This window comes from Zoogloea sp. GDB6 (genome assembly GCF_056724105.1).
This window is the reverse complement of record NZ_CM161497.1, coordinates 2,433,071-2,458,895: the sequence shown is the minus strand read 5'-3', so window position 1 is coordinate 2,458,895 and position 25,825 is coordinate 2,433,071. Positions and strand designations below refer to the sequence as shown.

Genomic DNA, 25,825 nt, shown 5'->3' with positions numbered 1-25,825 from the left:
CACGAATGACGTGAGTGTGTCGTGGCCCCGCAGCGCACCAAACCAAATTCTTTCGATATGCATTGCAGCCGGACAGGGCATAAGCGCTATTCCAGCCGCACAGCTAAGCTATTGAATATTTTGAATTCATGCTTGTTCATGAAGGCGCAAAAGTGCTGCCATCGGGGCACTCTGGGAGCATTGTTGCTGGAATTTCAACAGCCCTGAATGTAGCCTCCGGGAGATTTTTGTTAGCAATCAAAGGCGTCGAGTGCTGGCATTGCCCTTGCGATAGGCAATCCAAGGCCGCAGCCCTGCCATCGCAGGCCGGCCGGATTGTTCAAATCACGCAACGGAGAACTCAGAAAAATGGCCATTCGTCCGCTCTACGACCGCGTCATCGTCAAGCGCCTCGATCCGGAGCGCACCACCGCCAGCGGCATCGTCATCCCCGATAGCGCCGGTGAAAAGCCCGATCAGGGTGAAGTGCTGGCTGTCGGCAACGGCAAGCTGCTTAACAGCGGCGAGCTGCGTCCGCTGGCCGTCAAGGTCGGCGACCGCGTGCTGTTCGGCAAATATGCCGGCCAGGCCGTCAAGATCGACGGCAGCGACGCCCTCGTGCTGCGCGAGGAAGACGTCATCGCGATCATCGAAGGCTGATTCTTCAGCCTCGCACCCGACAACACCACAAGACATCAAGAATCAGGAGCTCTCCACTCATGGCATCCAAGAAAGTCCTCTTCGGCGACGACGCCCGTGCCCGCATCGTCGTCGGCGTCAACATCCTGGCCGATGCGGTCAAGGTCACCCTCGGCCCCAAGGGCCGCAATGTGGTCCTGGAGCGCGCCTTCGGTGCCCCGACCGTGACCAAGGACGGCGTGTCCGTCGCCAAGGAAATCGAGCTGAAGGACAAGTACGAGAACATCGGCGCCCAGCTGGTGAAGGAAGTCGCGTCCAAGACCTCCGACAACGCCGGCGACGGCACCACCACCGCCACCGTGCTGGCCCAGGCCATCGTACGTGAAGGCTTCAAATACGTGGCCGCCGGCTACAACCCCACCGACCTCAAGCGCGGCATCGACAAGGCCGTCGTCGCCATCGTCGAAGAGATCAAGAACATCGCCCGCCCGACCACCACCAGCAAGGAAATCGCCCAGGTCGGCGCCATCTCCGCCAACTCCGACGCCGACATCGGCCAGATCATCGCCGACGCCATCGACCGCGTCGGCAAGTCCGGCGTGATCACCGTGGAAGACGGCAAGTCCCTGGCCAACGAGCTGGACGTGGTGGAAGGCCTGCAGTTCGACCGCGGCTACCTGTCGCCCTACTTCATCAACAATCCGGACAAGCAGATCGCCGCGCTGGACGAGCCGTTCATCCTGCTGTTCGACAAGAAGATCTCCAACATCCGCGACCTGCTGCCGGTGCTGGAGCAAGTAGCCAAGGCCGGCCGGCCGCTGCTGATCATCGCCGAGGACGTGGAAGGCGAAGCCCTGGCAACGCTGGTGGTCAACACCATCCGCGGCATCCTGAAGGTTGTCGCCGTCAAGGCGCCGGGCTTCGGCGACCGCCGCAAGGCCATCCTCGAAGACATCGCCATCCTGACCGGCGGCCGCGTGATCGCCGAGGAAGTCGGCCTGACGCTGGACAAGGCCACGCTGGACGACCTCGGCCAGGCCAAGCGCATCGAAGTGGGCAAGGAAAACACCACCGTGGTGGACGGCCTCGGCAGCGCCGACGCCATCAAGGCCCGCGTGGGCATCATCGACGCGCAGATCGCCGAAGCCACCTCCGACTACGACAAGGAGAAGCTGCAAGAGCGCAAGGCCAAGCTGGCCGGCGGCGTGGCGGTGATCAAGGTCGGCGCGGCCACTGAAGTCGAGCTGAAGGAAAAGAAGGCCCGCGTGGAAGACGCGCTGCACGCCACCCGTGCGGCAGTGGAAGAAGGCGTGGTGCCCGGCGGCGGCGTTGCGCTTCTGCGCGCCCGCAAGGCCATCTCCGAACTCAAGGGCGACAACCACGACCAGGATGCGGGCATCAAGATCGTGCTGCGCGCCGTCGAGGAACCCCTGCGCCAGATCGTTGCCAACGCCGGCGACGAAGCTTCGGTGGTGGTCAACAAGGTCATCGAGGGCGACGGCAACTTCGGCTACAACGCCGGCAACGGCACCTACGGCGACCTGGTCGAGCAAGGCGTGCTCGATCCGGCCAAGGTGACCCGCTCTGCGCTGCAGAACGCCGCGTCCGTGGCGGCGCTGATCCTCACCACCGACGCCATCGTCGCCGAACTGCCGGACGACAAGGCGGCCGTACCTCCCGGCCACCATCCGGAAGGCTTCGGCGGCGGCTTCTGATCCACTGATCACCTCACGGCAGCCCCCCTGCTCGTGACGGCCGGCCCTTCGGGGCCGGCTTTTTTGTGGCCATCAGCCGCGGGGCAATCAAGCCGTGCGCCGGTGGTGCCGCCGGAGCAGCACGGCGAAGACGGCCCCCAGCGGCACCATCACGCTGGCCGCCAGGCCAAAGACCATTAGCGCACCGCGGGTTTCGTAGAGCAGCCCGCCTGCTGAGACGCCGAGCGCCTGGCCGAGGAAGAAGCAGGATGCGAACAGGGACACCGCGGTGCCCCGCACCTGCGGCGCCATCTGGGTTGCGTGGGTCTGCAGGGTGTTGTGGAACATGTAGTAACCCAACCCCAGCAGCGCGCAGGCCGGCACGGCCCAGCCCCACGCCGGACCGCTGGCGATCAGCAGCCAGGCCAGCGCGATCAGGGCCGCACCGCCAATGGCCAGGCCCAATTCCCCCAGCCACTTCACCAGGCGCCGGGCAAACAGGATGTAGGACAGCCCGCCCAACCCGAACATGCCCATAAGCAAGCCCGCCTGCGACATGCTCAGCGCAAAGCGGTCATGCAGGTAGAGCGGCACGAAGGCCAGGCCGCCGAACACGAGCATGCCCTCGACGAAGACCACCGCCAGAATCACCCGTGCCCACGGCACGCCGAACAAACTCCCCATCTGGGCCACCAACCCGCCCTGCCCGCCCGTGGCGCCAGGCTGCGGGTAGGTCAGCGGATTGCGCCGCGACTCCGTCAGGACGCGCAGGCCAATCACCAGATAGAGCAGACAGACGAAGCCGAAGGCCCAGCGCCAGCCCACCGTATCGGTGAGCACCCCGCCGATCAGCTGGCCGGCAATCACTCCGGCGATCTGTCCGCCGATGAAGCGGGCCAGGGTGTGCTGGCGCTCCGCATAGGAGACCTTGTCGCCAATCCAGGCCATCGAGAGCGGAATGATGCCCGCCGCAGCCACCCCGGTGAATACGCGCGCCAGGATCAGCAGGTCGAGGGACGCGGCCAGCGCTGCGCCGAGGGTACCGAGGGTGCACAGCAGGGTGGTCAGCGCGATCAAACGGTACTTGCCGAGGCGGTCGCCCAGGGGCCCGAAGAAAGCCTGCACCAGCCCGTAGGCCACCGCGAAGCCCGACACCACGTGGGCCACCTCGGCCGGCGAGGCGGCGAACTGCCGCGCCAGATCGGGCAACATCGGGTCGCACAGGCGCGCGGAAACAGCGCTGGCGAAAGCCGCCGCAGAGAGCAGCAAGATGGGCCGGCGGAGCTCACGGTCGGGGGGAGCGGTCATGATGGGGGTCTTTCTTATCTGGAAGCGAGCGCCAGCCACACGACGGCGAGACAGTAGGCTTGCAGGCAATAGCGCATGTTGCCGCGCGCCAAGGTGCCGGCCGGGACGCCGAAGCGCCCCTGGATGGCGATGTGGATGCCGGACATCGACCCTGCGGCAAGTCCAATGGCCCACGACTCGACGAAGACCAGGGCAAGCAGGTCGGGTTCCGGGTGAAGCGGCGCCAGCCAGGACGCCATGATGGTGATCGAGATCACCACGTGGATACCGAGAATGGACAGCAGGATCATCAAGGCGAGGATGATCGCCGCCTCGAAGGTGCCGAATGCACTGAAAGGCATCCACACGCCGCCGAGGCTGATCAGCGACTGCAAGCCGCTGGCAAAGACCCCGGCCGCCAGAAACAGGATGAGCTCGCCGGACATGCCGGGCAGGCGATCCCTGGCATGGCGGTAGATCGACCGTGCGGCGGCCCTGGGGCCCCGCTCAACGGAGGTCACCGCGCAGACGATCGCCAGCGCAGACAGGCTGACGATGGACAGCGCCGCCCACTGCGGAAGCAGCCAATGCCCGGCCGCAACCAGCACGGAGAGCAAGGCCGGCACACGCAGCGCCCGCAGATGCATGGGGTAGCCGACAAAGGTCGCGCTGCTGTTGCCCAGCGCTCTTTTTTCGATATCGCGCACTGCCAGCACCAGCAGCACGGCAGCGAGCGCCGCGCCGATGCCGGCCAGCCGGATTGGATTGGCGCCCGGCGCATTGGTCAGCGCAACCGCGGTGGCCGCAAAGAAGGGCGACCACAGGGCCGCCGCCAAAAAGGCCCGCCCGAGAATCATCGCCTGCTCGGGACGGAGCTTGCCCGTCGCCCTGATCCGCTCGGCCATGATGAAGACCGCGGACAGGTTGATGACCGCCCCCAGCAGATGCACGCCAAGGGCCGTGCGCCACAAGGCCTTTCGCCCCTGCGGCAGCGTCTCGCGGGCGTCTTCCGCCGTATTGAGCAACTGCAGGAAGCTGACCGCCCCGAGCATGCCCAGCAGCGCCGTATTCTGCGTCAGCACACTGAGCCACGCCGGACGCTGGCCATTGAACAGGCTCACCCCGAAGGCCAGCAGCCCGCAACCCGCCAGCAACACGGCCTGGCGTTTCTGCGCAGCCGGCAGGCGCGGCCACAGGAGCGCTGCGGCCAGCCAGGCGCTGGCGCCGGCCCACCCGCTTGGCGGCCCGTGTCCAGTCCCTGTCAATGCAGCCAGCACGATCATCACGGCCAGCAAGGCCGAGGCCAAGGGCTGGCGCCTGAGCAACGTGTGCCGTGTATCCGATTCACGCATCGTCTTGAATTAATACCGACAAGCCTTCCACCCGCGGGAGCCAGGCTGCCGCGGGTGGACCACTCTGCATGCCTTAACTGGCGTGGGAGATCAAATTGCCGAGTCCGCCCGGAGCGGGTGTGCCGACCGAGCCGATCAGGCCCTTGCCCAGCTCCCGGTCGGCGGCGGCCGGATCGAGCAGGCGCACGGCCACACCGACGGCCAGGATGTCGATCATCAGCAGGTGCAGGATGCGCGACACCATCGAGATGTAGCTGGTGCCGTCTTCCGCGTGGTCCACCGCCAGCGCCACGGTGGCCTTGGCGGCCAGCGGCGAATTGCTGGTGGTGATGGCGATGACGCTGGCGCCGGCGGCCAGCGCCAGGTCCACCGCCTGCAGGATGTCGGCCATCGCGCCGGAGCGGGACACCGCCACCACCACGTCGTCCTTGCCGAGCAGCTCCGCCGCCATCATCTGCAGGCGCGAGTCGGAATAGGCCACCGTCGGGATGCGGAAGCGGAAGAACTTGTGCTGGCCATCGATGGCCACCACCGCCGAGTTGCCCATGCCGTAGAACTCGATGCGCCGCGCCTTCTGCAGCAGCGCGATGGCCTTCTCGACGGCTTCCGGGTCGAGGCTGTCGCGGAAGCGCAGGATCGCCGACACCGTGTTGTCGAGGACCTTCACCGACAGATCCGGCGCCGAATCGCCGAGCCGCACCTGGCTGTGGCGCACCGGCACCGTGCCGCTGATTCCCGACGCCAGCTTGCGCTTGAACTCGGCCAAGCCCTGGAAGCCCAGCGAACGGCAGAAGCGGATCACCGTCGGCTGGCTGACCTCCGAATGGCGGGCGATCTCGACGATCGGCTCGTTGAGGAACATGCGCGGCTGATTGAGCAGGAACTGGGCGACGCGCTGCTCCGCCGGGCTCAGGCTGGCCTTGGCGCGGCGGATGTTGCCGAGCATCGGACTCTCCGACTCGCCGCGCTGCAGGTGGGCACCGAGGATCGCCGCCACGCCGAGGAAGGCCGGGTTGGCAGCGGTGATCACATAGGTCGGGATCTGCGCCAGGTAGTCGGCAAAACGGCCCTTGCTCTCGAAGCGCTGGCGGAAGGCCGAACGGTCGAATACCTCGCCGAGGCGCGGCACGATGCCCGCACCGATATAGATGCCGCCCACCGCGCCGAGCGTCACCGCCACGTCGGCGGCCACCGTGCCGAGCATCGCGCAGAAGCACTCCACGGTCTCGGCGCACAGGCCGGTGTCGCCGGACAGCACCGCCTGCACGATGTCCGGCGCGCTGCGGCTGCGGGCCTCGACTCCATTGCGGGCTGCCAGCGCCCGGTAGATCAGTTCCAGGCCCGGGCCGGACACCAGGCGCTCGGCGGACACGTGGGGCAGCTCTTTCCACGCGTACTGCAGGATGAACACCTCCCGCTCGTCGGCCGGCGCAAAGCTGACGTGACCACCTTCGGAGCCCAGCGTGATCCAGCGATCCTCGGCGGGAATCAGGCCGGAGACGCCCAGGCCAGTGCCGGGGCCGATCAGGCCGATCACCGCGTTCTGGCGCGCCTCGCCACCGCCGACCTGGCGCCGCTGCGGGTTGCCCAGATACGGCAGGGACATGGCCAGCGCGGTGAAATCGTTGACGACCAGCAAAGTGTCCAGCTCCAGGCCGCGGCGCGCCTCCTCGATGGAGAACTGCCAGTCCCGGTTGGTCATCTTCACAAAGTCGCCGTCGATGGGGTTGGCGATGGCCACCGCCGCATGGCGCGGCCGCGGCCCGCGCAGGCCGGCAAAGTAAGCCTGCACCACCGCAACGAAGCCGGGATAGTCCGCACAGGTCAGCACCGCCAGCTGCTCCAGCCGGCCCGGTGCGGTCTCCAGCGCGAAGCGCGCATTGGTTGCCCCCACGTCGGCCAGCAGGCGCGGGCCGCTGTCATACAGCACCCCACCCGCGTCGTTGCCCTGCATGTCCCAGCCGGCGGCCATTGCTCCTCCCACGTGCTTCTCCTGTTCGCTGATGCTTTTCAGATCTGGCCCCAAGCATAACGCAAGCGGGCGCCAATACCGTCCGGGCGGGCCATTGCGGTGAGTTTTTCACAAAACCGTATACATATGCACAAAACCGCAAATAAAATTGCTGAAATTCCAGCCTTTCTTCGGACTCCATGCTGCCTGCCGCCCGTCACCGCGCCCTCCTCCAGCACCTGGCCAACAGCGGCCAGGCCGGCATCCTCGAACTCGCCGCCGCTCTCGGCGTGTCCGACGACACTGTCCGCCGCGACCTGAAACACCTGGAAGCCCAGGGCCTGCTGACCCGCAGCCACGGCGGCGCGGTGCTGGCCGACATGCACGCGCTGCCCCGCACGGCCCGCGACGCAGTGCTGCCGGAAGTGAAGGACGCCCTCGGCCGCGCCGTCGCCGACGCGATTCCGCCCGGCGCATCCCTGATGCTCGACGCCGGCTCCACGCTGCTGGCCGTCGCGCGGGCGCTGCGTGGGCCGCACCGGGTCGTCACCCACTCGCTGGATGTCGCGCAGGCGCTGAGCGCCCGGCCCGAGATCACGCTGGTGCTGGCCGGCGGCGAGTGGGACGCGCGCCAGCGCCTGTTCCGCGGCCCCGCTACGGTGGACACCGTGCGCCGCTACCGCGTCGACCTGGCCATTCTCGGCGCCTGCGCGCTGCACCCGCGCCACGGGCTGACCGCCACCGAAGCCGGCGACGCCGAGGTCAAGCGCGCCATGCTGGCCTGCAGCGACGTCCACTGGCTGGCGACCGACCACCTCAAGTTCGACACCCTCGCCCCCCACGCGGTCGCCCCGCTGGACGACTTCACACGGCTGTTCTGCGACCAGCCCTTCAAAGCCGACTCATCTGCCAACTTGCCTGCCAGCCTCACGCAAACCGCCCTCGACAGCACCGGAGAGCCGACCCAATGACGACACCCGCCCAAGCCATCCCGGTCGCGCTGATCGGCTACGGCAATGCCGGCAAGACCTTCCACGCCCCGCTGATCGCCACCACGCCCGGCCTGCGCCTCGCCTGCATCGCCTCCAGCCAGGGCCAGGCCGTCGCCGCCAACTGGCCGGACACCTGCGTCGTGGCCGATCCACTGGCCGCCATCCACGCGCCGGACATCGAGCTGGTGGTCATCGCCAGCCCCAACGACACCCACGCACCGCTTGCGGCCGCGGCACTGGCCGCCGGCAAGCACGTGGTCGTGGACAAGCCCTTCACCGTCGAGCTGGCCGAAGCCCGCGAGCTGATCCGCCTCGCCGAACAGCATGGTCGCCTGTTGTCGGTATTCCATAACCGCCGCTGGGATGCGGATTTCCTGGCCCTGCGCGGGCTGCTCGCCGATGGCCGTCTCGGCCGGCCGACGCAGCTGGAATCCCGCTTCGAGCGCTTCCGCCCGGAAGTCCGCGCCCGCTGGCGCGAGCAGGCGGTGGCCGGTGGCGGCGTGTGGTACGACCTCGGGCCGCACCTGGTGGATCAGGGGTTGCAGCTCTTCGGCCTGCCCGACAGCGTGTCGGCGCGCTTTGCCATCCAGCGGGACGGCGCCGAGACGGACGACTGGGCCCAGGTGGACCTGGACTACGGGCGCCTGCAGGTCACGCTGCGCGCGTCGATGCTGGTGGCCGGCGGCATGCCGCGCTTTGCGGCCCACGGCACAGCGGGCAGCTGGGTCAAATACGGGCTGGACTGCCAGGAGGATCAGCTCAAGGCCGGCCTGCGCCCCGGCGCGCCCGACTGGGGGCTCGACCCACAAGCGCCCACGCTGTACGCCGCCGACGGTTCGACCACCACACCGCCGTTGCCGCGCGGCGACTACGCGGCCTACTACACCGCCATCCATGCGGCACTACGGGAAGGCGCGCCCAACCCGGTGCCGGCCCACGAAGCCCTGGCCGTGATGGCCGTCATCGACGCCGCCCGGCGCAGCGCCTCCAGCGGCCAGTGCACCGGCCTGGAACTGACCGAACAGGAGCGCGCCGCATGGAACTGAACGAAGAGCTTGCCCGCGTCGCTGCCCAGGAAGCCGCCCTGCGCCTGACCCGCTTCGACGAGGACATTGCGTGGCGTCTCGGCACCCGCCTGCGCAGCATGGCCGTGGAGCGCGGGCTGGCCATCGCCATCGAGATCCGCCGCTGCGGCCAGCTGCTGTTTTACGCCGCACAGCCCGGCACGACGCCGGACAACGCCGACTGGATCCGCCGCAAGGGCAACGTGGTGACACGCTTCCTGCGCAGCTCCTACGCCGTCGGCCTGAGCCTGCAGCAGAAAGGCGGTGACCTGACGAGCCGTTACGGCCTGCCGGCCGCCGACTATGCAAGCCACGGCGGCGCCTTTCCACTCTGCGTGGAAGGCGCCGGCATCATTGGTTTCGTGGCGGTATCAGGCCTGGCCCAGCGCCTCGACCACGAACTGGTGGTCGAGGCGCTGAGTGCCGAGCTGGGTTTGAGTTATTCACCGCCGCCTGCCTGAGTCCAAGCAAGGCCGGCGGGAGCTCAGGCGATGCGCTGCTCGCTGGCCGGGTCGAAGAACACCGACTTGGACAGATCGAACATCAGCTCCATCGACTCGCCCGGCTGGCCAGCGTGGGCCGGATGCACGCGGCACACCACGTCCTTGCCGTTGATCGGCACCAGCACCATGGTGTCCGGGCCGGTCGGCTCGGTCAGGCGGATCGGCATCTCGGCGGTCTGGAACTGGGGCAGGCCGAGGCGGGATTCGCTCTTGTGGGTGATCTGCTCCGGGCGGATGCCGAACAGCACTTCCCTGCCCTCCCAGGCCTTCAGCTTGCCGTCGCCACCCGGCACCGGGAAAACGTGGGTGCGCTGGCCACTTTCCAGCTTCACGCCGTAACCACCGCCCACCGCCTCCACCTTGGCCGGAATAAAGTTCATCGACGGCGAACCCATGAAGCCGGCCACGAAAAGATTGGCCGGGTTGTCGTAGATCTCCTGCGGCGTGCCGAACTGCTGCACCTCGCCGGCCTTCATCACGGCGATCTTGTCGCCGAGGGTCATCGCCTCGATCTGGTCGTGGGTCACGTAAACGATGCTGGTGCCCATGCGCTGGTGCAGCAGCTTGATCTCGGTACGCATCTCGACGCGCAGCTTGGCGTCCAGGTTCGACAGCGGCTCGTCGAACAGGAACAGGGACGGCTCGCGGGAGATCGCCCGGCCCATCGCCACCCGCTGGCGCTGGCCGCCGGACAGCTGGGACGGCTTGCGGTCGAGCAGATGGCCGATCTGCAGCGTGTTGGCGACGCGCTCGACGATGCGCGCCTGCTCGGCGGCCGGCACCTTGCGGATCTGCAGGCCGAAGGAGATGTTCTCGCGCACCGTCATGTTGGGATATAGCGCGTAGGACTGGAAGACCATCGCGATGTCCCGGTCCTTCGGGCTGAGGTCGTTGACGACCCGGTCGCCGATGCGGATCTCGCCGGAGGTCACGCTGTCCAGGCCGGCGATCATCGACAGCAGCGTCGACTTGCCGCAGCCGGACGGGCCGACCAGGATCAGGAACTCGCCCTTGTCGATCTCGAGGTCGATGCCCTTCAGGATCTCGTTGCCGTGATAGGACTTGCGCACGTTGCGGATGGATAAAGCGCCCATTTTCGTCTCACTCCTGTATTTGTCTTGTCAGCCCTTGACCGCACCGGCGGTCAGGCCACGTACGAAGTACTTGCCGGCAACGATGTACACCAGCAGGGTCGGCAGCGCCGCGATGATGGCGGCAGCCATGTCCACGTTGTATTCCTTGACCCCGGTGGAGGTATTCACCAGGTTGTTCAGCGCCACGGTGATCGGCTGGCGGTCGCCGGACGAGAACACCACGCCGAACAGGAAGTCGTTCCACACCTGGGTGAATTGCCAGATCACGCTGACCACGATGATCGGCACCGACAGCGGCAGGATGATGCTGAAGAAGATGCGCAGGAAACCGGCGCCGTCGATTTTGGCCGCCTTCACCAGTTCGTCCGGAATCGTCACGTAGTAGTTGCGGAAGAACAGCGTCGTGAAGGCCGCGCCATACACCACATGCACGAAGACCAGGCCGAGGGTCGAGTTGGCGATGCCCAGCGCGCCGAGGGTCTGGGCCATCGGCAGCAGCACCACCTGGAAGGGGATGAAGCAGCCGATCATCAGCATGCCGAACACCAGGTCGCTGCCACGGAAGCGATACATCGTCAGCGCGTAGCCGTTGAAGGCGCCGATCATCGTCGAGATCACCACCGCCGGCACCACGAAGGACACCGAGTTCCAGAAAAAGCCCTTGAGGCCCTCGCACTGCACGCCGGTACAGGCCGAATCCCAGGCCTTCACCCAGGCGTCGGTGCGCAACTCACCGGGCAGCGACAGCAGGTTGCCGGCACGGATCTCGTCGAGGCTCTTCAGCGAGGTGGACACCATCACGAACAGCGGCATCAGGTAGTACAGGCACACCAGCGCCAGCAGCCCGTAGATGATGAAGCGGCCAAGCTTCGAGGCGCCCGCGGTGTGAGCAACAGACATGTCAGCCATGGCGGGACCTCCGCATTTCCGAGTACATGAAGGGGACGATGACGGCCACGACGATCATCAGCATCATCATCGCGCTGGCGGCGCCGAGGCCGATCTGGTTGCGCGTGAAGGCGAAGGAGTACATGAAAGTCGCCGGCAGGTCGCTGGAGAAGCCCGGGCCGCCGTTGGTCAGGGCCATCACCAGGTCGAAGCTCTTGACCGCGATGTGGGCCAGGATCATGAAGCTGGAGAAGAACACCGGGCGCAGGCTCGGGATGATGATGCGGCGGTAGATCGTCGGCATCGAGGCGCCATCCACCTGGGCCGCCTTGATGATCGAGTCGTCGATGCCGCGCAGGCCGGCCAGGAACAGCGCCATCACGAAGCCCGACGACTGCCACACGGCGGCGACGATCACGGTGTAGATGGACCATTCCGGATCGATCAGCCAGTCGAAGGTGAAGTTCGTGAAGCCCCAGTCGTGCACCAGCTTCTCGATGCCGAACTCCGGGTTGAGGATCCACTTCCAGGCCGTGCCGGTGACGATGAAGGACAGCGCCATCGGGTACAGGTAGATCGAGCGGATGAAGCCCTCGGCGCGGATCTTCTGGTCCAGCAGCACGGCCAGCAGCAGGCCGACGGCCAGGCAGATGACGATGAAGCCGCCGCCGAAGACGGCCAGGTTGGACAGGGCCTGCCACCAGCGCTCGTTGTCGAACAGGGCCTCGTACTGGGCCAGGCCGGCGAACTCGTAGTTCGGCAGCAGGCGCGAGGGGGTCAGGGAGAGCACCGCGGTCCACAGGATGTAGCCATATACGAAGACCAGGGAGCACACGAAGGTAGGCGCCACCACCAGCTTCGGCAGCCACGCATCCAGGGTGTCGCACCATCGGCAGCGCCGGACAGGCCGGGCCGCCGGAGCGGTGGTTGAAGAAAGCACCGTCGCGTTCATTTGTCGTCCTCCACCCCGTCCGCGGCGCTGCCGCGGCGGGATCTGTTATCACGGGCCCGGCTCGTTCGTGGCCGGGCCGTTCTTGCTGCGCTGTTACCGGACCTTCGCGGCCAGGGCCAGCTTGTCGGCGGCGGCCTTGGGCGTCATCGTGTGGCTGTTGAAGAACTGGGTTACCACGTCCTGGATCGCCCCGGCGGTCGCTGCCGGCACCGCCATCTGGTGGGCGATGCTGGGCACCAGCCCGCCGCTCTTGGCGCTGGCGGTGAAGTCGGCGGCGGACTGCTTGGCACAATCGTCGAACTTGGCGAGGTCCATGCCCTGGCGGGCCGGGATCGAACCCTTGTTGAGGTTGAAGACTTCCTGGAACTCGGGGCTCATCACCGCGGTGGCGAGGTCCTGCTGACCCTTCTTCGCGTCGGCCGACTTCTGCGTGAACATCACCAGGCTGTCGATGTTGAAGGTGAAGGCGTTGGCGGTGCCCGGCGCCGGCAGGCACACGTAGTCCTTGCCGGGCTTCTTACCGGCGGCGCTGAATTCGCCCTTGGCCCAGTCACCCATGAACTGCATCGCCGCCTTGCCGTTGATGACCATCGCGGTGGCCAGGTTCCAGTCCCGGTTGGCGGCGTCCTTGTCGATGTACTTGCGCACCATCTGCAGGGTTTCCAGCGCCTTGATCATCGTCGGGCCCTTCAGCGAGGCCTGGTCCAGGTCCACCAGCGCCTTCTTGTAGAAGGCCGGGCCGCCGACGCCCATCACCACCGATTCGAACACCGTGAAGTCCTGCCAGGGCTGGCCGCCGTGGGCCACCGGGATGAAGCCGGCCTTCTGCAGCTTTTCGGCGGCAGCGGGGAATTCGTCCCAGGTCTTGGGAATCGCCACGCCGGCCTTCTTGAAGACTTCCGGGTTGGCCCACATCCAGTTCACCCGGTGCACATTCACCGGCACCGCCACGTAGTTGCCCTTGTACTTCATCACATTGGCCACGACGGGCGGCAGCAGGCCGTCCCAGTTGCCGGCCTTGGCCACGTCGTTCATGTTGGCCAGCACGCCTTCGGCGCCCCACTCCTGGATGCTCGGCCCCTTGATCTGCGCGGCGGTCGGCGGATTGCCGGACACCACGCGGGACTTCAGCACGGTCATGGCGTTCTCGCCGCCGCCGCCGGCCACCGCGAAGTCCTTCCACTTGTGGCCCTTGGCCTCGAGCATCTTCTTCAGCTCGGCCACCGAGCGGGCCTCGCCGCCGGCGGTCCACCAGTGCAGCACTTCCACGTCGGCGGCCTGGGCGCCGGCCGCGGCCAGCAGGGAGGTGGACAACAGCGCGGCGTGCAGGGTCTTGGTCAGGGTCTTCATCGCTCTTCCTCCTGAGGAAGCAGATTCATTCTTGAGTATGGCCCGGCGGGCAGTGGCGACAAGCTGCGCCACACCGGCCGGGATTTTCGCGATCACATCACAAAACGGTGTCCGGATCTGCCGGGGATAACACGGAGGGCGCACTAGGGAGAGGGGAAGACACCCTCCGCGCCATCCCCGGCGAGCCGGACCCGATCACCACCAGGCTTCGGCCTGGATGCCGAAGGTGCTGCCGTTGGTGGAAGAACCGAACACACCCGTCGCCGACAGCGTATCCCCGGCCGGCGCAGCGGCCTGGGCGGCGTCGTTCCACTTGGCGTAGGTGTAAAAAGCCCGCAACGCAGGGCGGGAGAAAAACTGGCGCCCCGCCGAGATCTGCGGTGCGATGGTGATCTTGTTCAGCGTACGGCGGTCGCCGCCGTCCGGTTTCACTTCGTCGTGGCCGAAATCCACCGCCAGGCTCCACTTGTCGTTGAAGTGATACTGGGGACGGGCGCCGTAGGAAATCCACTTCTGCTTGCCGATCTGGTCTTCGTAGACAAAGGTGCCCATGCCGGTCCAGTTGGTGCCTTCCGGCTGCACCATCAGCTGCTCGACGACGCGCCAGGCCTTGTCGCTGCTGCTCGCGCCGAAGGCCGGCGCGCCCGGCGACAGGTTGGCCACCACGCCACGGCCGTACTGCAGTGCGATCCGGTTGAAGCCGCCGAGCACGTTGTTCTGGGTGTGCATCAGGTTGTACAGCTGGCCGTTGCTGTTACTGATGCCGGCGGCCTTGGCGGCGTCGGAGTTGTCGGCGAAGCGGAAGTCGACGCCGATGGTCAGCTCGCCGCCCGGATTGACCTGAATGCCGCCAAGCCGGAAATCGTGGCCGCTGATCGCCGAGGTGCTGTTCACATCCACCAGACGGGTCTTGGTGAGGCCGTCGTTCGGGTCCAGGTAGAACTCGGTCTTCGAACCGGTCTTCACGGCGCCGCTGTTGCGGCGGTAGGCGTAGCTCAGCTTGCCGACGCCCACATCGACGTTCTCGATGCCGCCGCCGTTGCCGCTGTTGTTCCAGAAATAGAAGTCGGTGATGTGTACATCGTTACGCTGGTAGAAGCGCTTGCCGGCCCACAGGCGGGCGTTGGCGAAGGCGCCGCTGCCGATCTTGTCGGCCTCGGCCCAGGCTTCCGCCCAGCTGGTGGTCGTGCTGCCCGAGTCCAGGTCCTGCGGCGCATTGATCGCCAGGCGGGTATGCACGCGGAAGGTGGTGTCGCTGTCCGGCATCTTGTAGAGCTGGGCACCCAGTGCCAGCTCGCCGTAGGTCTCGCATTCGTTGCCGAGACGGTATTTGGATGCGGCGCCGGCCAGCTTGAAGCAGGTCTGCTGCCCGCCCTTCGACGTTCCACCCGTGCCGGCGCGGAAGTAGCCGTTGAAATCAATCGGTACCGAACCGTCTGCCAGCGCGCTGCCGCTGAGGGCCGCCAGCACGCTGGCTGCCAGCAGGGACGGGTTGATCATTTTCTGCTTCATGTCTCCTCCAGTTTTCTCACTTGGTTTTCAAGGCCATCAATTACATCCACCGCGGGCCGCCCCGACTTCAGGCCACCGGCCGGAACCCCTCTTTTCCGACCACCCGTGAAACGAATGTAGTTTTGTTTAACTGGATTCGAGTGTAGTTAAGCTACAAATAAAACACAAGCGTGATTCCGGAAAATCTTTTCACAGCACAGGCCAGTCTTATTTAAATCCCGCCAAACAAAGGGACAAAGGCCCATTCCATATAGGCCACAGCACTCGTTCGCTTGTATCCAGATCTGCAGATTCACAGCTACAAATTTATCTACAAATAAAATTATCTTGCCTTTTAGTACTTTTACTACATACTAGATAAAACAACGCGACGCTCTCATGCATCGCACGCACATGAAGGAACGGAGATGCGGGATATCAAGGAACTCGACCTGGTGCTGTTTGGCGGCACCGGCGACCTGGTGATGCGCAAGCTGCTGCCGGCGCTCTATCACCTGCAGAAAGACGGCCTGCTGCCCGCCGGCGCACGGCTCATCGCGGTGGCGCGGGAAACGCTCGACACGCCGGCCTACCTGGAGATCGCCACGCGCAACTGTGAGCAGTATCTGGGCACGGATTTCGACACGACGGAATGGACCCGCTTCTGCGAGCGGATCGACTACCTGGCCATCGACGCCCTCGAGCCGGCCAGCTACGCCGCCCTTGCCGAGCGCCTCGGCGAAGCGGCGTCCCGCGAGCGGGTGTACTACCTGTCCACCGCGCCGAGCTTGTTTTCCGCCACCTGCCGCAACCTGGCCGGCGCCGGGCTGATCCACGGGCGCAGCCGCGTGGTGCTCGAAAAGCCCCTCGGCCACGACCTCGCCTCGTCCCGCCAGATCAACGACGAGGTGGGCCGCTATTTCGGCGAAGACCAGATCTACCGCATCGACCACTACCTGGGTAAGGAGCCGGTGCAGAATCTGCTGGCCCTGCGTTTCGGCAACGCGCTGTTCGAGCCCCTGTGGCGGCGCGAGTGGGTGCGCGACGTGCAGATCACCGTCGCCGAGCAGCTTGGCGTGGAATCCCGCGGCGATTTTTACGACAAGGCCGGCGCGATGCGCGACATGGTGCAGAACCACCTGCTGCAGCTGTTGTGCATCGTCGCCATGGAACCGCCCGCCTCCATCGCCGCCGACGCGGTGCGCGACGAGAAGCTGAAAATCCTGCGCGCGCTGCGCCCGATCAGCGGCCCGGCGGTGTCCACCCGCACCGTGCGCGGCCAGTACCGCGCCGGCGCCAGCGGCGGCCAGCCGGTGCCCGGCTACCTGCAGGAAGCTGGCATTCCATCCGACAGCCGTACCGAAACCTTCGTCGCCATCAAGGCCGAGGTGGACACCTGGCGCTGGGCCGGCGTGCCCTTCTACCTGCGCACCGGCAAGCGCATGCAGGAGAAGGTCGCCGAGATCGTCATCAACTTCCGCGCGGTGCCCCACTCGATCTTCGGCGCACCGGCCGACACCGCCCACACCAACCGGATGGTGATCCAGATGCAGCCCGAGGAGACCGTGCAGTTGCACCTCTTCGCCAAGCAGCCCGGCGACGTGATCCAGCTGCGTCCGGTGCACCTCAACCTGGATTTCGCCGAAACCTTCCGCACGCGCCGGCTGGAGGCCTACGAGCGCCTGCTGATGGACGTGATGCGCGGCAACCTGACCCTGTTCGTGCGCCGCGACGAGCAGGAAGCCGCCTGGTCGTGGGTAGAGCCGATCATGGACGCCTGGCGCGACGGCGGCGAAGCGCCCAAGCCTTATACCGCCGGCACCTGGGGCCCGGCGGCGGCGAGCGCCCTGCTCGGCCGCGACGGCTTCAACTGGCACGAAGAACTGTAAGCCCCGGAGCCCGACACCATGACGACTCCCGCTCCCGACCTGATCGGCGACATCGGCGGCACCAACGCCCGCTTCGCGCTGGTGCGCACGCCCGGCGCCCCGTTCAGCGACGTGCTGACCCTGCCCTGCGCCGATCACGACACGCCCGCCGCGGCGATCCGCCACTACATGGCGCAGGTCGGCGTGGCCCGCCTGCGGCGCGCCGCCATCGGCATCGCCAACCCGGTGACCGGTGACGAAGTGAGCATGACCAACCATCACTGGTCCTTCTCCATCGAAGCCCTGCGCGCCGCGCTCGACCTGCAGCAGCTGCGCGTGCTCAACGACTTCACGGTACTGGCCCTGGCCCTGCCGACGCTGGCGGCGGACGAGCTGGAGCAGATCGGCGAAGGTACACCGGACCTCCATGCCCCGCGCGCCTTGATCGGTGCCGGCACCGGCCTGGGCATCTCAGGCCTGGTGCCCTGTGGCGACGACTTCATCCCGCTCAACGGCGAGGGTGGCCACGTCACGCTGGCCGCCAGCGACAGCCGCGAGGCCGAGATCGTGGCCCTGCTTGGGCAGCGTTTCCCGCATGTGTCGGCCGAGCGCGTGCTGTCCGGCCCCGGTCTGGAGGCGCTGTACGAGGCGGTGACGCGCCGCCACGGCGCAGCAACCGAGGCGCTCACGGCAGCAGAGATCAGCACCCGCGGCCTCGACGGCAGCTGCGCCTACTGCGCCGAGAGCCTGGAAATCTTCTGCGCGATGCTCGGCACCGTCGCCGCCAACCTGGCCCTGGTGCTCGGCGCCCGCGGCGGGGTGTACATCGGCGGCGGCATCGTGCCCAAGCTCGGCAGCTACTTCGCCCATTCGCCCTTCCGCGCCCGCTTCGAGCAGAAGGGACGCTTCAGCGACTACCTGGCGCGGATTCCCACCTATGTGATCCGCGCACCCTACCCCGGCCTCGCCGGCGCCGCCCGTGCGCTGGAGCGCGACGCACCGGGCTTCGTCGCCACGGCGCCCTGATCCAGCCGCCGCGCAGCCCGACGGGGGCTGCGCGGCCTTGAAGCCCACGGGGCCCTACGCCACCTCCGGCCGATTAATTAAACCAGCCTGATTTAACAAACAGCGGGACGAGGAGACCACCATGCACAACCCCCGCGCCGGCCGCGGCCGCAACTCGATCCGCCTGCGGCGCTATAACGAACGCCTGCTGCTGCAGGCCCTGCGCCGCGGCGGCCAGGCCTCCAAGGCCGACCTGGCCCGTGCCACCGGCCTCACCAGCACGGCCGTCGGCACCATCATCCAGGCCCTCGAGGAAGCCGGCCTGATCGAATTCACCGGGCGCCGGGCGGAAGGCCAGCGCGGCCAGCCGGCTTCGCTGATCCGCCTCAACCCGAAGGGCGCCTTCGCCATCGGCGTGCGCCTCGATCGGGACAGCATCGAGACCGCCCTGCTCGACTTCGGCGGCCACATCCTGGCCCGCCGCGTCCATCACCGGGTGCTGCCGCCGCCGCAGGAAGCGCTGGCCATCGTCGCCGCCGACGTGGACGCCGTGCTCGCCACCCTCGGTGACAGCGAACGGCGCCGCCTCACCGGCATCGGTGTCGCCCAGCCCTACAACCTGGGTGCCTGGCTGCGCGAGCTGGACATGGCAGAAGCGCACTTCCATGACTGGGACGACTACGACTTCGCCTACGAACTCGGCGAAACCAGCGGCCTGCCGGTCTTCAGCGAGAACGACGGCAACGCCGCCGCCATCGCCGAGCTGTTCCACGGCTGCGGCCAGGATCACGACGACTTCCTGTACGTCTTCCTCGGCCCGGTCATCGGCTGCGGCATCGCGCTGGACGGCGACTGTCTGCGTGGCACCCAGGGCAACGCCGGCGACATCGCGGTGATGCCCGTGCCCCCCGGCCGCCTGGCCTCCAGCCCGCGCCCGGCCGGCGCCTGGGACCTGCTGCTGTCCCGCGCCTCGCTGCATGCGCTGGCCCGCCACCTGCGCCACTGGGGCGCCGCCGCCGAATCCCTCGACGATCTGGCCGAATGCGTGCGCCAGCGGCACCCGGCCGTCGAGGAATGGCTGGACGACTGTGTCGATGCACTGGCGCCGGTGCTGCGCGCCAGCCTGTGCCTGCTCGACCTGCCTGCCGTGGTGGTGGATGCCGACATCGACGCCGGCCTGGTGGACGCGCTGATCCAGCGCCTGCACCGCGCCCTCGCCGCCAACGCGCCGGAAGCCCGCGGCGTGCCCGAGCTGGTGCGCGGCAGCTTCGGCTCCGACGCCGGCGCCATCGGCGCCGCCAGCCTGCCCCTGTTCTTCAACTTCTCCCCGCGCACCGAAATCCTGCGCCGGGACGCCCACCGTTCGGAGGAGATGCACCATGAGCAATGACCCCTGCCCCATCCTCGAGATGCGGCATATCTCGAAGACCTTCCCCGGGGTCAAGGCCCTCAAGGACGTGCAGTTGTCGATCCGCGCCGGCGAAATCCACTCGCTGATGGGCGAGAACGGCGCCGGCAAGTCCACGCTGATGAAGATTCTGTCCGGCGCCTACGTGCCCGACGCGGGCGCCGAGATCCGGGTCGACGGCAAGGCCGTAACCATCGAAGGCCCGCTCTCCGCCAAGGCTCTCGGCATCGCGGTGATCTACCAGGAACTGAGCCTGTGCCCCAACCTCAGCGTTGCCGAGAACATCTACCTGGGCCGTGAGCTGCGCCGCCACGGGCTGGTGGACCGCAAGGCGATGCAGGCCGCCTGCGCCGGCATCCTGCGTCGCCTCGGCGCCAGCTTCGGGCCCGCCACCGAAGTGGCCAGCCTGTCCATCGCCGAGCGCCAGCTGGTGGAGATCGCCCGCGCGCTGCACGCCGAGGCACGCATCCTGGTCATGGACGAGCCGACCACGCCGCTGTCCTCGCGGGAGACCGACCGCCTGTTCGCGCTGATCCGCCAGCTTCGCGCCGACGGCCTGGCGATCATCTACATCAGCCACCGCATGTCGGAAATCTACGACCTGTCCGACCGGGTCTCGGTGCTGCGCGACGGCACCTACGTCGGCACGCTGGAACGCGCGGCCCTCTCCGCCGAGAGCCTGGTGCAGATGATGGTCGGCCGCGACCTGTCCGGCTTCTACACCAAGGAGCACGCCGCCTACGACCCGGGCCGCGTGGTGCTGGCCGCCCGCCACATCGGCGACGGCAAGCGCGTGCGCGACTGCAGCTTCGACGTGCACGCCGGCGAGGTGCTCGGCATCGCCGGGCTGGTGGGCGCCGGCCGCACCGAGCTGGCCCGCATGGTGTTCGGCGCCGATCCGCGTAGCAGCGGCGAGATCCACATCGACGGCCTGCCGGTGGACGTCCGCACGCCCCTCGACGCGATCCGCGCCGGGCTGGTGTACCTCACCGAGGACCGCAAGGCCCAGGGGCTGTTCCTCGACATGAGCGTGCGCGACAACATCAACGTGTGCGCCTGCAGCCTCGACGCCCACCCCGGCGGCCTGCTCGACCGGGCCCGCGGCAAGGCCCGCGCCACAGCGGCCATCGCTTCGCTGGGCATCCGCGTCGGCGATGCGCGGCGCAATGTGGGCGCCCTGTCCGGCGGCAACCAGCAGAAGGTGCTGCTGTCGCGCCTGCTGGAGATCAAGCCCCGCGTGCTGATCCTCGACGAGCCGACCCGCGGCGTGGACATCGGCGCCAAGTCGGAGATCTACCGGATCATCAACGAGCTTGCCCGGAGCGGCGTGGCCATCGTCGTCATCTCCAGCGAACTGCCCGAGATCGTCGGCACCGCCGACCGGGTGCTGGTGATGCGCGAAGGCGAGCTGGTCGCCGAACTGGGCGGCCACTCCGGCGAACCCATCGAGCAGGCCACCATCATCGAATACGCCACCGGCGCCCGCCAGACCCTGCTGGCCGCCGCCTGAGCCCAAAAAAACACCACAACACCACAACAGATCCACCTCGACCGAGGAGACATCCATGAGCACCCAAGTCAGCGGCGTTGTCGCCAACCTCCCGCAAACCCCGGCCCCGTCCGCCACGGAACGCCTGCGCCAGCTGATGCGCAGCGTCGGCATGCTGCCTGTGCTGATCCTGCTGTGCATCGGCTTCGGCACCCTGGCCGACGGCTTCTTCAGCCTGCAGAACGCCTCCATCGTGGCCCAGCAGGCGTCCATCAATGTGGTCCTCGCCGCCGGCATGACCTTCGTGATCCTCACTGGCGGCATCGACCTGTCGGTCGGCTCCATCCTCGCCGCCGCCGCGGTGGTCACCATGCTGGCCTCCAACATCCCCGGCGCCGGTATGCTCGGCGTGGCGGCGGGCCTGCTGGCCGGCCTCGCCTGCGGTCTGGTGAATGGCAGCCTGATCGCCTTCGTGCGGCTGCCGCCCTTCATCGTCACCCTCGGCGCGCTGACTGCCATGCGCGGCGTGGCCCGTCTGCTCGGCGACGACAAGACCATCTTCAACCCCGACCTGCCCTTCGCCTTCATCGGCAACGGCGCGGTGCTCGGTGTGCCCTGGCTGGTCATCATCGCCGCCGCGGTGGTGGTGCTGTCCTGGTTCATCCTGCGCCGCACCGTGCTGGGCGTGCAGATCTACTCGGTCGGCGGCAATCCGGAAGCGGCGCGCCTGTCCGGCATCAAGGTGTGGAAGGTGCTGCTCTTCGTGTATGCGATGTCCGGCCTGCTCTCCGGCCTCGGCGCGGTGATGACCTCGGCCCGCCTGTTCGCCGCCAACGGCCTGCAGCTCGGCCAGTCCTACGAGCTCGACGCCATCGCCGCGGTGATCCTCGGCGGCACCAGCTTCGTCGGCGGCGTCGGCTCCATCGTCGGCACGCTGATCGGCGCGCTGATCATCGCGGTCCTCTCCAACGGCCTGGTGCTGCTCGGCGTGTCCGACATCTGGCAGTACATCGTGAAGGGCCTGGTGATCATCGGCGCCGTCGCCCTCGATCGCTACCGCCAGTCCGGCGCCCGCACTTGATCATCGGGCTGCAGGCCTACTGCGCGTCCCGATCTCGCGACGGCCTTCACCCAAACGATCCCTCCAATACACATCACGTTTCGCCCCGCCGGGATGCCGGCACCGCGCGGGGATTTTCGACAAAGCCGGCACGGAGACACGCATCATGTTCAAGTCCAAGACCCTCGCTACCGCGCTGATCCTCGCCCTCGCCGCCGGCAGCGCCGCCGCCAAGGAGATCAAGTCGGTGGGGATCACCCTCGGCTCCCTCGGCAACCCCTTCTTCGTGACCATCGCGAAGGGCGCCGAAGCCCGCGCCAAGCAGCTCAACCCCAACGCCAAGGTCACCACCCTGTCGGCCGACTACGACCTCAACAAGCAATTCACGCAGATCGACAACTTCATCGCCGCCGGTGTGGACATGATCCTGCTCAACGCCGCCGATCCGAAGGCCATCGAGCCGGCGGTGAAGAAGGCCCAGAAGGCCGGCATCGTGGTGGTGGCGGTGGATGTGGCCGCAGTCGGCGCCGACGCGACGGTGCAGACCGACAACGTACAGGCCGGCCGCATCGCCTGCGAGTACATCGTCCAGAAGCTCGGCGGCAAGGGCAACGTGATCATCCAGAACGGCCCGCAGGTGTCCGCGGTGGTGGACCGGGTGAACGGCTGCAAGGGCGTGCTGACCAAGACGGCCGGCATCAAGCTGCTGTCCGACGACCAGGACGGCAAGGGTTCCCGCGAGGGCGGCATGAACGTGATGCAGGGCCACCTGACCCGCTTCCCGAAGATCGACGCGGTGTTCACCATCAACGATCCGCAGGCCATCGGCACCGACCTGGCGGCCCGCCAGTTCAAGCGCAACAACCTGGTGATCACCTCGGTGGACGGCGCGCCCGACATTGAAGGCGCCCTCAAGGGCAACACCCAGGTGGAAGCCTCCGCCAGCCAGGACCCGTGGGCCATGGCCCAGAAGGCGGTGGACATCGCCCAGGACATCGTCAACGGCAAGCGTCCGGCCAGCCCGATGGTGCTGATGCCGTCCACGCTGGTGACCCGCGCCAACATCGCCGCCTACAAGGGCTGGTCGTCCCCGCGCTGAGCCCCGTCCGTCCCGTCCAACGCCGGCGCGGTGCCCTTTTGGAGCCGCGCCGCCCAGTCCGGAGTGCCACCATGTTCCTCGTCTGCGGCGAAGCCCTCTTCGACGTCTTCATCAACGGCAATGCTGCCGCCGGCTCCGATGTGCTCAAGCTGGAAGCCCACCCCGGCGGCTCGCCCTTCAACGTGGCCATCGGTCTGGCCCGCCTCGGCCAGCCGGTGTCCTTCCTGGCCGGCATCTCCCGCGACATGCTCGGCGAGCGCCTCGTCGCCAAGCTGCGCTCGGAAGGCGTCGACACCGCCACCGTGCAGCGTCTGGCGGCGCCCACCACCCTCGGTCTGGTCGGCCTCGACGACCAGGGCGTGCCGGCCTACGCCTTCTACGGCGATGGCGCGGCCGATCGGCGCCTCGACATCGCCGCCTTGCCCAGCCTTGATCCGGCGATCCGCGCGATCCACCTGGGCTCCTATGCGACGGTCGTCGAGCCCACCGCCGGCGCGCTGGAAACCCTGGTCCAGCGCGAATGCGGCCAGCGCCTGATCGCCTACGACCCCAACGTGCGCCTCAACGTGGAGCCGTCCCTGGCCCGCTGGCACGCCCGTGTGGACACCCTGTCCACCCTCGCTCACCTGATCAAGATCAGCGACGAGGACGTGCGCCTGCTCTACGACGATCTGCCGCCCGAGGATTTCGCCCGCCGCATGCTGGCCCGCGGTGCCCGGCTGGTGGTGGTGACCCGCGGTGCCGACGGCGCCGTGGCGTGGACCGCCCGCGCCGACGCCCAGGTGCCCGGCGTGCCGGTGGACCTGCAGGACACCGTCGGCGCCGGCGACACCTTCCAGGCCGCGATGCTGACCTGGCTGGCCGACGGCGGACGCCTGTCGCCGGATGCGCTGGAAACGCTCCGCACCGACGAGCTCGCGGCGATGCTCGGCTACGCGGCGCGGGCCGCGGCGCTGACCTGCTCGCGCCGGGGGGCCGACCTGCCCCGCAAAGCGGAAGTCGGCCCGGCCTGCGTCGCCGCCTGAAAGCGTGAAAGGCCGCCCGGATCCAGGCGGCCTTTCACGTCGAAGCGAGACTGTACGGCTCAGTCGGCCTTGGTCAGCGTCCCCGTCGGCGGCTGGTAGTCCGGCACCTTGTTGCGGATGGCCGGCTGGGCCTTCAGGTACGCGAACACCGCGCGCAGGTCCTGGTCGGAAAGCTTGGCCAGCGCCGGCCACGGCATCGGCGGCATGATCGGCCGCGCCCCGCTAACGTGCTTGCCGCTGCGCATGTTCTGGATGAACTGCTTTTCGGTCCAGACGCCGATGCCGGTCTCCTTGTCCGGCGTCAGATTGGCCGAATAGCTGGTGCCCCATGGGCCGACAAAGGCCGTCATGGTCGCTGCACCAGCCCAGTTCCAGGCGGCGGCCAGTTGCGGCGGCGGCGGCAGGAGCACCTCCTCAGGATGGCCCGACAAGCCGCGGGAAAGATCCTTCTCTGGGCCCTTGGGGCCCATCTTGAAGGGCGTGTGGCAGTCCATGCAGCCGCCAATGCTGACGAGGGCGGCACCGCGTTTGACCTGGCTGCTGTCTCCCGCGAAGCTCGGGGACGCCAGCATGCCGCAGGCAATGGCGAGAATGGCAAGGGTGGCTTTGTTCTTGGTATCGGGGCACATGATGGAAACTCCTGTCCTGGGTTGAAAGTGATCAGACGCGCTGTCGGCCACACAGGCGGACCGCAGCCGCGGCAATGGCATCCGCCTGGGGCACAAAGGCCTGTTCGAGCGGATAGCTGGACGCCACCGGGGCGTCGGGGCCGCCGAGGCGCACGATGGGCGCCTTCAACGCGGTAAAGGCTTGCTCGGCAACCAGCGCGGCAATCTCCGCTCCGACGCCGCACCGCTTGTTGGCTTCATGCACCACGACGAGCCGGCCGGTCTTGCGGACCGACGCCAGGATCGCGTCCTCGTCCAGCGGCTTGAGGCTGCGCAGGTCGACGACCTCCGCCGAGATGCCCTGCCCCGCCAGCGTCTCGGCGGCCTGCAGGCAGTGATGCACCGTCTTGCCGTAGGACACCAGGCTCACGTCCGCGCCCGCGCGGGCCACCGCGGCCTTGCCAAGCGGAACGAGTACGTCACCCGCCGGCACCTCGCCAGGCACGTAGAGCAGGCCGATATCCATGAAGAACATCACCGGGTTGTCGTCGCGGATGGCCGCTTTCAAGAGGCCCTTGGCGTCGGCCGGATTGCTCGGCATCACCACCTTGAGGCCGGGGCTGTGCACGAACCACGCCTCCACGTTGTGGTTGTGCTGGGCGCCCACGCCCCAGCCGGCGCCGGTCTGCGCCAGCGTGACAAGGGGAAAAGAGAACTGCCCGCCGGACATGAAGCGCAGCTTGCCGGCGCTGTTCACGATCTCGTCCATCGCGTAGCACATGAAGGGCGCGAACAGCAGGTCGATGACCGGGCGCAGGCCAGTGCCGGCGGCACCCACGGCCGTGCCGGCGATGATGCCCTCGGCCAGCGGCGTGTTGCGCACCCGCAGGGCACCGAACTCCTGCACCAGATCGTGGCGCTTGGTGGCGATGCCTTCGCCGAAGGCAATGACGGTCTGGTCGCGGCGCATTTCCTCGGTGAGGGCTGCGCCGACGGCGTCAAGCAAAGTCAGGGTGGTCATGGAAAT

Annotated in this window: 22 protein-coding genes; 12 read left to right on the top strand and 10 right to left on the bottom strand. The window is 67.6% G+C overall.

Annotated elements, in window-relative coordinates:
• Positions 1-348 precede the first annotated feature (348 nt).
• Together AC1PQG_RS11075 and groL are read left to right on the top strand one after the other, a co-directional pair.
• The gene (locus AC1PQG_RS11075) at positions 349-639 is read left to right on the top strand and encodes a co-chaperone GroES (protein ID WP_481122621.1); all 291 of its coding nucleotides are present in this window, start codon (positions 349-351) and stop codon (positions 637-639) included.
• Between the two features lie 59 nt (positions 640-698).
• Positions 699-2,333 (top strand): chaperonin GroEL, encoded by a 1,635-nt coding sequence (gene groL / locus AC1PQG_RS11070; RefSeq protein WP_481122620.1) that lies wholly within the window; start codon positions 699-701, stop codon positions 2,331-2,333.
• A gap of 87 nt (positions 2,334-2,420) precedes the next feature.
• On the opposite strand, the gene AC1PQG_RS11065 is transcribed toward groL, so the two are convergent.
• From AC1PQG_RS11065 to AC1PQG_RS11055, 3 genes are all read right to left on the bottom strand, one after another.
• Entirely contained in the window at positions 2,421-3,620 is a 1,200-nt protein-coding gene (locus AC1PQG_RS11065) for an MFS transporter (protein ID WP_481122619.1), read from the bottom strand.
• Between the two features lie 14 nt (positions 3,621-3,634).
• Complete coding sequence (locus AC1PQG_RS11060) at positions 3,635-4,906, bottom strand: hypothetical protein (RefSeq protein WP_481122618.1); 1,272 nt, start codon at positions 4,904-4,906, stop codon at positions 3,635-3,637.
• 118 nt (positions 4,907-5,024) lie between these two features.
• Positions 5,025-6,935, bottom strand: a complete 1,911-nt coding sequence (locus tag AC1PQG_RS11055; protein WP_481122617.1) for a glucokinase — start codon at positions 6,933-6,935, stop codon at positions 5,025-5,027.
• Positions 6,936-7,102: 167 nt separating this feature from the next.
• Between AC1PQG_RS11055 and AC1PQG_RS11050 the strand changes: the two genes are divergently transcribed.
• From AC1PQG_RS11050 to AC1PQG_RS11040, 3 genes are read left to right on the top strand one after another with little or no spacing between them, the layout of a single operon-like run.
• Positions 7,103-7,873, top strand: coding sequence for a DeoR/GlpR family DNA-binding transcription regulator (locus AC1PQG_RS11050; RefSeq protein WP_481122616.1), 771 nt, complete (start codon positions 7,103-7,105; stop codon positions 7,871-7,873).
• Positions 7,870-8,940 carry an oxidoreductase gene (locus AC1PQG_RS11045; RefSeq protein WP_481122615.1) on the top strand — a complete coding sequence of 357 codons (1,071 nt, stop codon included), beginning with the start codon at positions 7,870-7,872 and terminating at the stop codon, positions 8,938-8,940. The genes AC1PQG_RS11050 and AC1PQG_RS11045 overlap by 4 nt, the downstream gene beginning before the upstream one ends.
• The gene (locus tag AC1PQG_RS11040; protein ID WP_481122614.1) at positions 8,931-9,419 is read left to right on the top strand and encodes a heme-degrading domain-containing protein; all 489 of its coding nucleotides are present in this window, start codon (positions 8,931-8,933) and stop codon (positions 9,417-9,419) included. Before AC1PQG_RS11045 ends, AC1PQG_RS11040 begins: the two co-directional genes overlap by 10 nt.
• Before the next feature lie 23 nt (positions 9,420-9,442).
• Here AC1PQG_RS11040 and AC1PQG_RS11035 read toward each other — a convergent pair whose 3' ends face one another.
• From AC1PQG_RS11035 to AC1PQG_RS11015, 5 genes are all read right to left on the bottom strand, one after another.
• The gene (locus AC1PQG_RS11035) at positions 9,443-10,555 is read right to left on the bottom strand and encodes an ABC transporter ATP-binding protein (RefSeq protein ID WP_374486430.1); all 1,113 of its coding nucleotides are present in this window, start codon (positions 10,553-10,555) and stop codon (positions 9,443-9,445) included.
• Positions 10,556-10,582: 27 nt separating this feature from the next.
• The gene (locus tag AC1PQG_RS11030; protein WP_481122613.1) at positions 10,583-11,464 is read right to left on the bottom strand and encodes a carbohydrate ABC transporter permease; all 882 of its coding nucleotides are present in this window, start codon (positions 11,462-11,464) and stop codon (positions 10,583-10,585) included.
• Positions 11,457-12,395 carry a carbohydrate ABC transporter permease gene (locus tag AC1PQG_RS11025; RefSeq protein WP_481122612.1) on the bottom strand — a complete coding sequence of 313 codons (939 nt, stop codon included), beginning with the start codon at positions 12,393-12,395 and terminating at the stop codon, positions 11,457-11,459. Before AC1PQG_RS11025 ends, AC1PQG_RS11030 begins: the two co-directional genes overlap by 8 nt.
• Positions 12,396-12,488: 93 nt before the next feature.
• On the bottom strand, positions 12,489-13,745 hold the full coding sequence (locus AC1PQG_RS11020; RefSeq protein WP_481122611.1) for an ABC transporter substrate-binding protein: 1,257 nt from the start codon (positions 13,743-13,745) through the stop codon (positions 12,489-12,491).
• Positions 13,746-13,940: 195 nt separating this feature from the next.
• Positions 13,941-15,257 (bottom strand): carbohydrate porin, encoded by a 1,317-nt coding sequence (locus AC1PQG_RS11015; protein WP_481122610.1) that lies wholly within the window; start codon positions 15,255-15,257, stop codon positions 13,941-13,943.
• A gap of 407 nt (positions 15,258-15,664) precedes the next feature.
• On the opposite strand from AC1PQG_RS11015, the gene zwf reads away from it, so the two are divergent.
• The 7 genes from zwf to AC1PQG_RS10980 all read left to right on the top strand — a co-directional run bounded on the left by zwf (position 15,665) and on the right by AC1PQG_RS10980 (position 24,190).
• Complete coding sequence (gene zwf / locus AC1PQG_RS11010) at positions 15,665-17,125, top strand: glucose-6-phosphate dehydrogenase (protein WP_481122609.1); 1,461 nt, start codon at positions 15,665-15,667, stop codon at positions 17,123-17,125.
• Positions 17,126-17,143: 18 nt separating this feature from the next.
• The gene (locus tag AC1PQG_RS11005) at positions 17,144-18,130 is read left to right on the top strand and encodes a glucokinase (RefSeq protein ID WP_481122608.1); all 987 of its coding nucleotides are present in this window, start codon (positions 17,144-17,146) and stop codon (positions 18,128-18,130) included.
• Between the two features lie 121 nt (positions 18,131-18,251).
• On the top strand, positions 18,252-19,499 hold the full coding sequence (locus tag AC1PQG_RS11000) for an ROK family transcriptional regulator (protein WP_481122607.1): 1,248 nt from the start codon (positions 18,252-18,254) through the stop codon (positions 19,497-19,499).
• Positions 19,489-21,027, top strand: a complete 1,539-nt coding sequence (locus AC1PQG_RS10995; protein WP_481122606.1) for a sugar ABC transporter ATP-binding protein — start codon at positions 19,489-19,491, stop codon at positions 21,025-21,027. The genes AC1PQG_RS11000 and AC1PQG_RS10995 overlap by 11 nt, the downstream gene beginning before the upstream one ends.
• A 55-nt stretch (positions 21,028-21,082) precedes the next feature.
• The gene (locus tag AC1PQG_RS10990) at positions 21,083-22,087 is read left to right on the top strand and encodes an ABC transporter permease subunit (protein WP_481122605.1); all 1,005 of its coding nucleotides are present in this window, start codon (positions 21,083-21,085) and stop codon (positions 22,085-22,087) included.
• A 145-nt stretch (positions 22,088-22,232) separates the two neighbouring features.
• The gene (locus AC1PQG_RS10985; RefSeq protein ID WP_481122604.1) at positions 22,233-23,165 is read left to right on the top strand and encodes an ABC transporter substrate-binding protein; all 933 of its coding nucleotides are present in this window, start codon (positions 22,233-22,235) and stop codon (positions 23,163-23,165) included.
• A 71-nt stretch (positions 23,166-23,236) separates the two neighbouring features.
• Positions 23,237-24,190, top strand: a complete 954-nt coding sequence (locus AC1PQG_RS10980) for a carbohydrate kinase family protein (RefSeq protein ID WP_481122603.1) — start codon at positions 23,237-23,239, stop codon at positions 24,188-24,190.
• 59 nt (positions 24,191-24,249) lie between these two features.
• On the opposite strand, the gene AC1PQG_RS10975 is transcribed toward AC1PQG_RS10980, so the two are convergent.
• Positions 24,250-24,819 carry a c-type cytochrome gene (locus tag AC1PQG_RS10975; RefSeq protein ID WP_481122602.1) on the bottom strand — a complete coding sequence of 190 codons (570 nt, stop codon included), beginning with the start codon at positions 24,817-24,819 and terminating at the stop codon, positions 24,250-24,252.
• A 31-nt stretch (positions 24,820-24,850) separates the two neighbouring features.
• Positions 24,851-25,819, bottom strand: a complete 969-nt coding sequence (locus AC1PQG_RS10970) for an alpha-ketoacid dehydrogenase subunit beta (protein WP_481122601.1) — start codon at positions 25,817-25,819, stop codon at positions 24,851-24,853.
• Positions 25,820-25,825: the final 6 nt, after the last annotated feature.

Excerpts from the sequence above, each read along its gene's own strand:
- AC1PQG_RS11075 (WP_481122621.1), top strand. The coding sequence starts at position 349 with ATGGCCATTCGTCCGCTCTACGACCGCGTCATCGTCAAGCGCCTCGAT.
- groL (WP_481122620.1), top strand. The coding sequence starts at position 699 with ATGGCATCCAAGAAAGTCCTCTTCGGCGACGACGCCCGTGCCCGCATC.
- AC1PQG_RS11065 (WP_481122619.1), bottom strand. The coding sequence starts at position 3,620 with ATGACCGCTCCCCCCGACCGTGAGCTCCGCCGGCCCATCTTGCTGCTC.
- AC1PQG_RS11050 (WP_481122616.1), top strand. The coding sequence starts at position 7,103 with ATGCTGCCTGCCGCCCGTCACCGCGCCCTCCTCCAGCACCTGGCCAAC.
- AC1PQG_RS11045 (WP_481122615.1), top strand. The coding sequence starts at position 7,870 with ATGACGACACCCGCCCAAGCCATCCCGGTCGCGCTGATCGGCTACGGC.
- AC1PQG_RS11040 (WP_481122614.1), top strand. The coding sequence starts at position 8,931 with ATGGAACTGAACGAAGAGCTTGCCCGCGTCGCTGCCCAGGAAGCCGCC.
- AC1PQG_RS11035 (WP_374486430.1), bottom strand. The coding sequence starts at position 10,555 with ATGGGCGCTTTATCCATCCGCAACGTGCGCAAGTCCTATCACGGCAAC.
- AC1PQG_RS11030 (WP_481122613.1), bottom strand. The coding sequence starts at position 11,464 with ATGGCTGACATGTCTGTTGCTCACACCGCGGGCGCCTCGAAGCTTGGC.
- AC1PQG_RS11025 (WP_481122612.1), bottom strand. The coding sequence starts at position 12,395 with ATGAACGCGACGGTGCTTTCTTCAACCACCGCTCCGGCGGCCCGGCCT.
- AC1PQG_RS11020 (WP_481122611.1), bottom strand. The coding sequence starts at position 13,745 with ATGAAGACCCTGACCAAGACCCTGCACGCCGCGCTGTTGTCCACCTCC.
- AC1PQG_RS11015 (WP_481122610.1), bottom strand. The coding sequence starts at position 15,257 with ATGAAGCAGAAAATGATCAACCCGTCCCTGCTGGCAGCCAGCGTGCTG.
- zwf (WP_481122609.1), top strand. The coding sequence starts at position 15,665 with ATGCGGGATATCAAGGAACTCGACCTGGTGCTGTTTGGCGGCACCGGC.
- AC1PQG_RS11005 (WP_481122608.1), top strand. The coding sequence starts at position 17,144 with ATGACGACTCCCGCTCCCGACCTGATCGGCGACATCGGCGGCACCAAC.
- AC1PQG_RS11000 (WP_481122607.1), top strand. The coding sequence starts at position 18,252 with ATGCACAACCCCCGCGCCGGCCGCGGCCGCAACTCGATCCGCCTGCGG.
- AC1PQG_RS10995 (WP_481122606.1), top strand. The coding sequence starts at position 19,489 with ATGAGCAATGACCCCTGCCCCATCCTCGAGATGCGGCATATCTCGAAG.
- AC1PQG_RS10990 (WP_481122605.1), top strand. The coding sequence starts at position 21,083 with ATGAGCACCCAAGTCAGCGGCGTTGTCGCCAACCTCCCGCAAACCCCG.
- AC1PQG_RS10985 (WP_481122604.1), top strand. The coding sequence starts at position 22,233 with ATGTTCAAGTCCAAGACCCTCGCTACCGCGCTGATCCTCGCCCTCGCC.
- AC1PQG_RS10980 (WP_481122603.1), top strand. The coding sequence starts at position 23,237 with ATGTTCCTCGTCTGCGGCGAAGCCCTCTTCGACGTCTTCATCAACGGC.
- AC1PQG_RS10975 (WP_481122602.1), bottom strand. The coding sequence starts at position 24,819 with ATGTGCCCCGATACCAAGAACAAAGCCACCCTTGCCATTCTCGCCATT.
- AC1PQG_RS10970 (WP_481122601.1), bottom strand. The coding sequence starts at position 25,819 with ATGACCACCCTGACTTTGCTTGACGCCGTCGGCGCAGCCCTCACCGAG.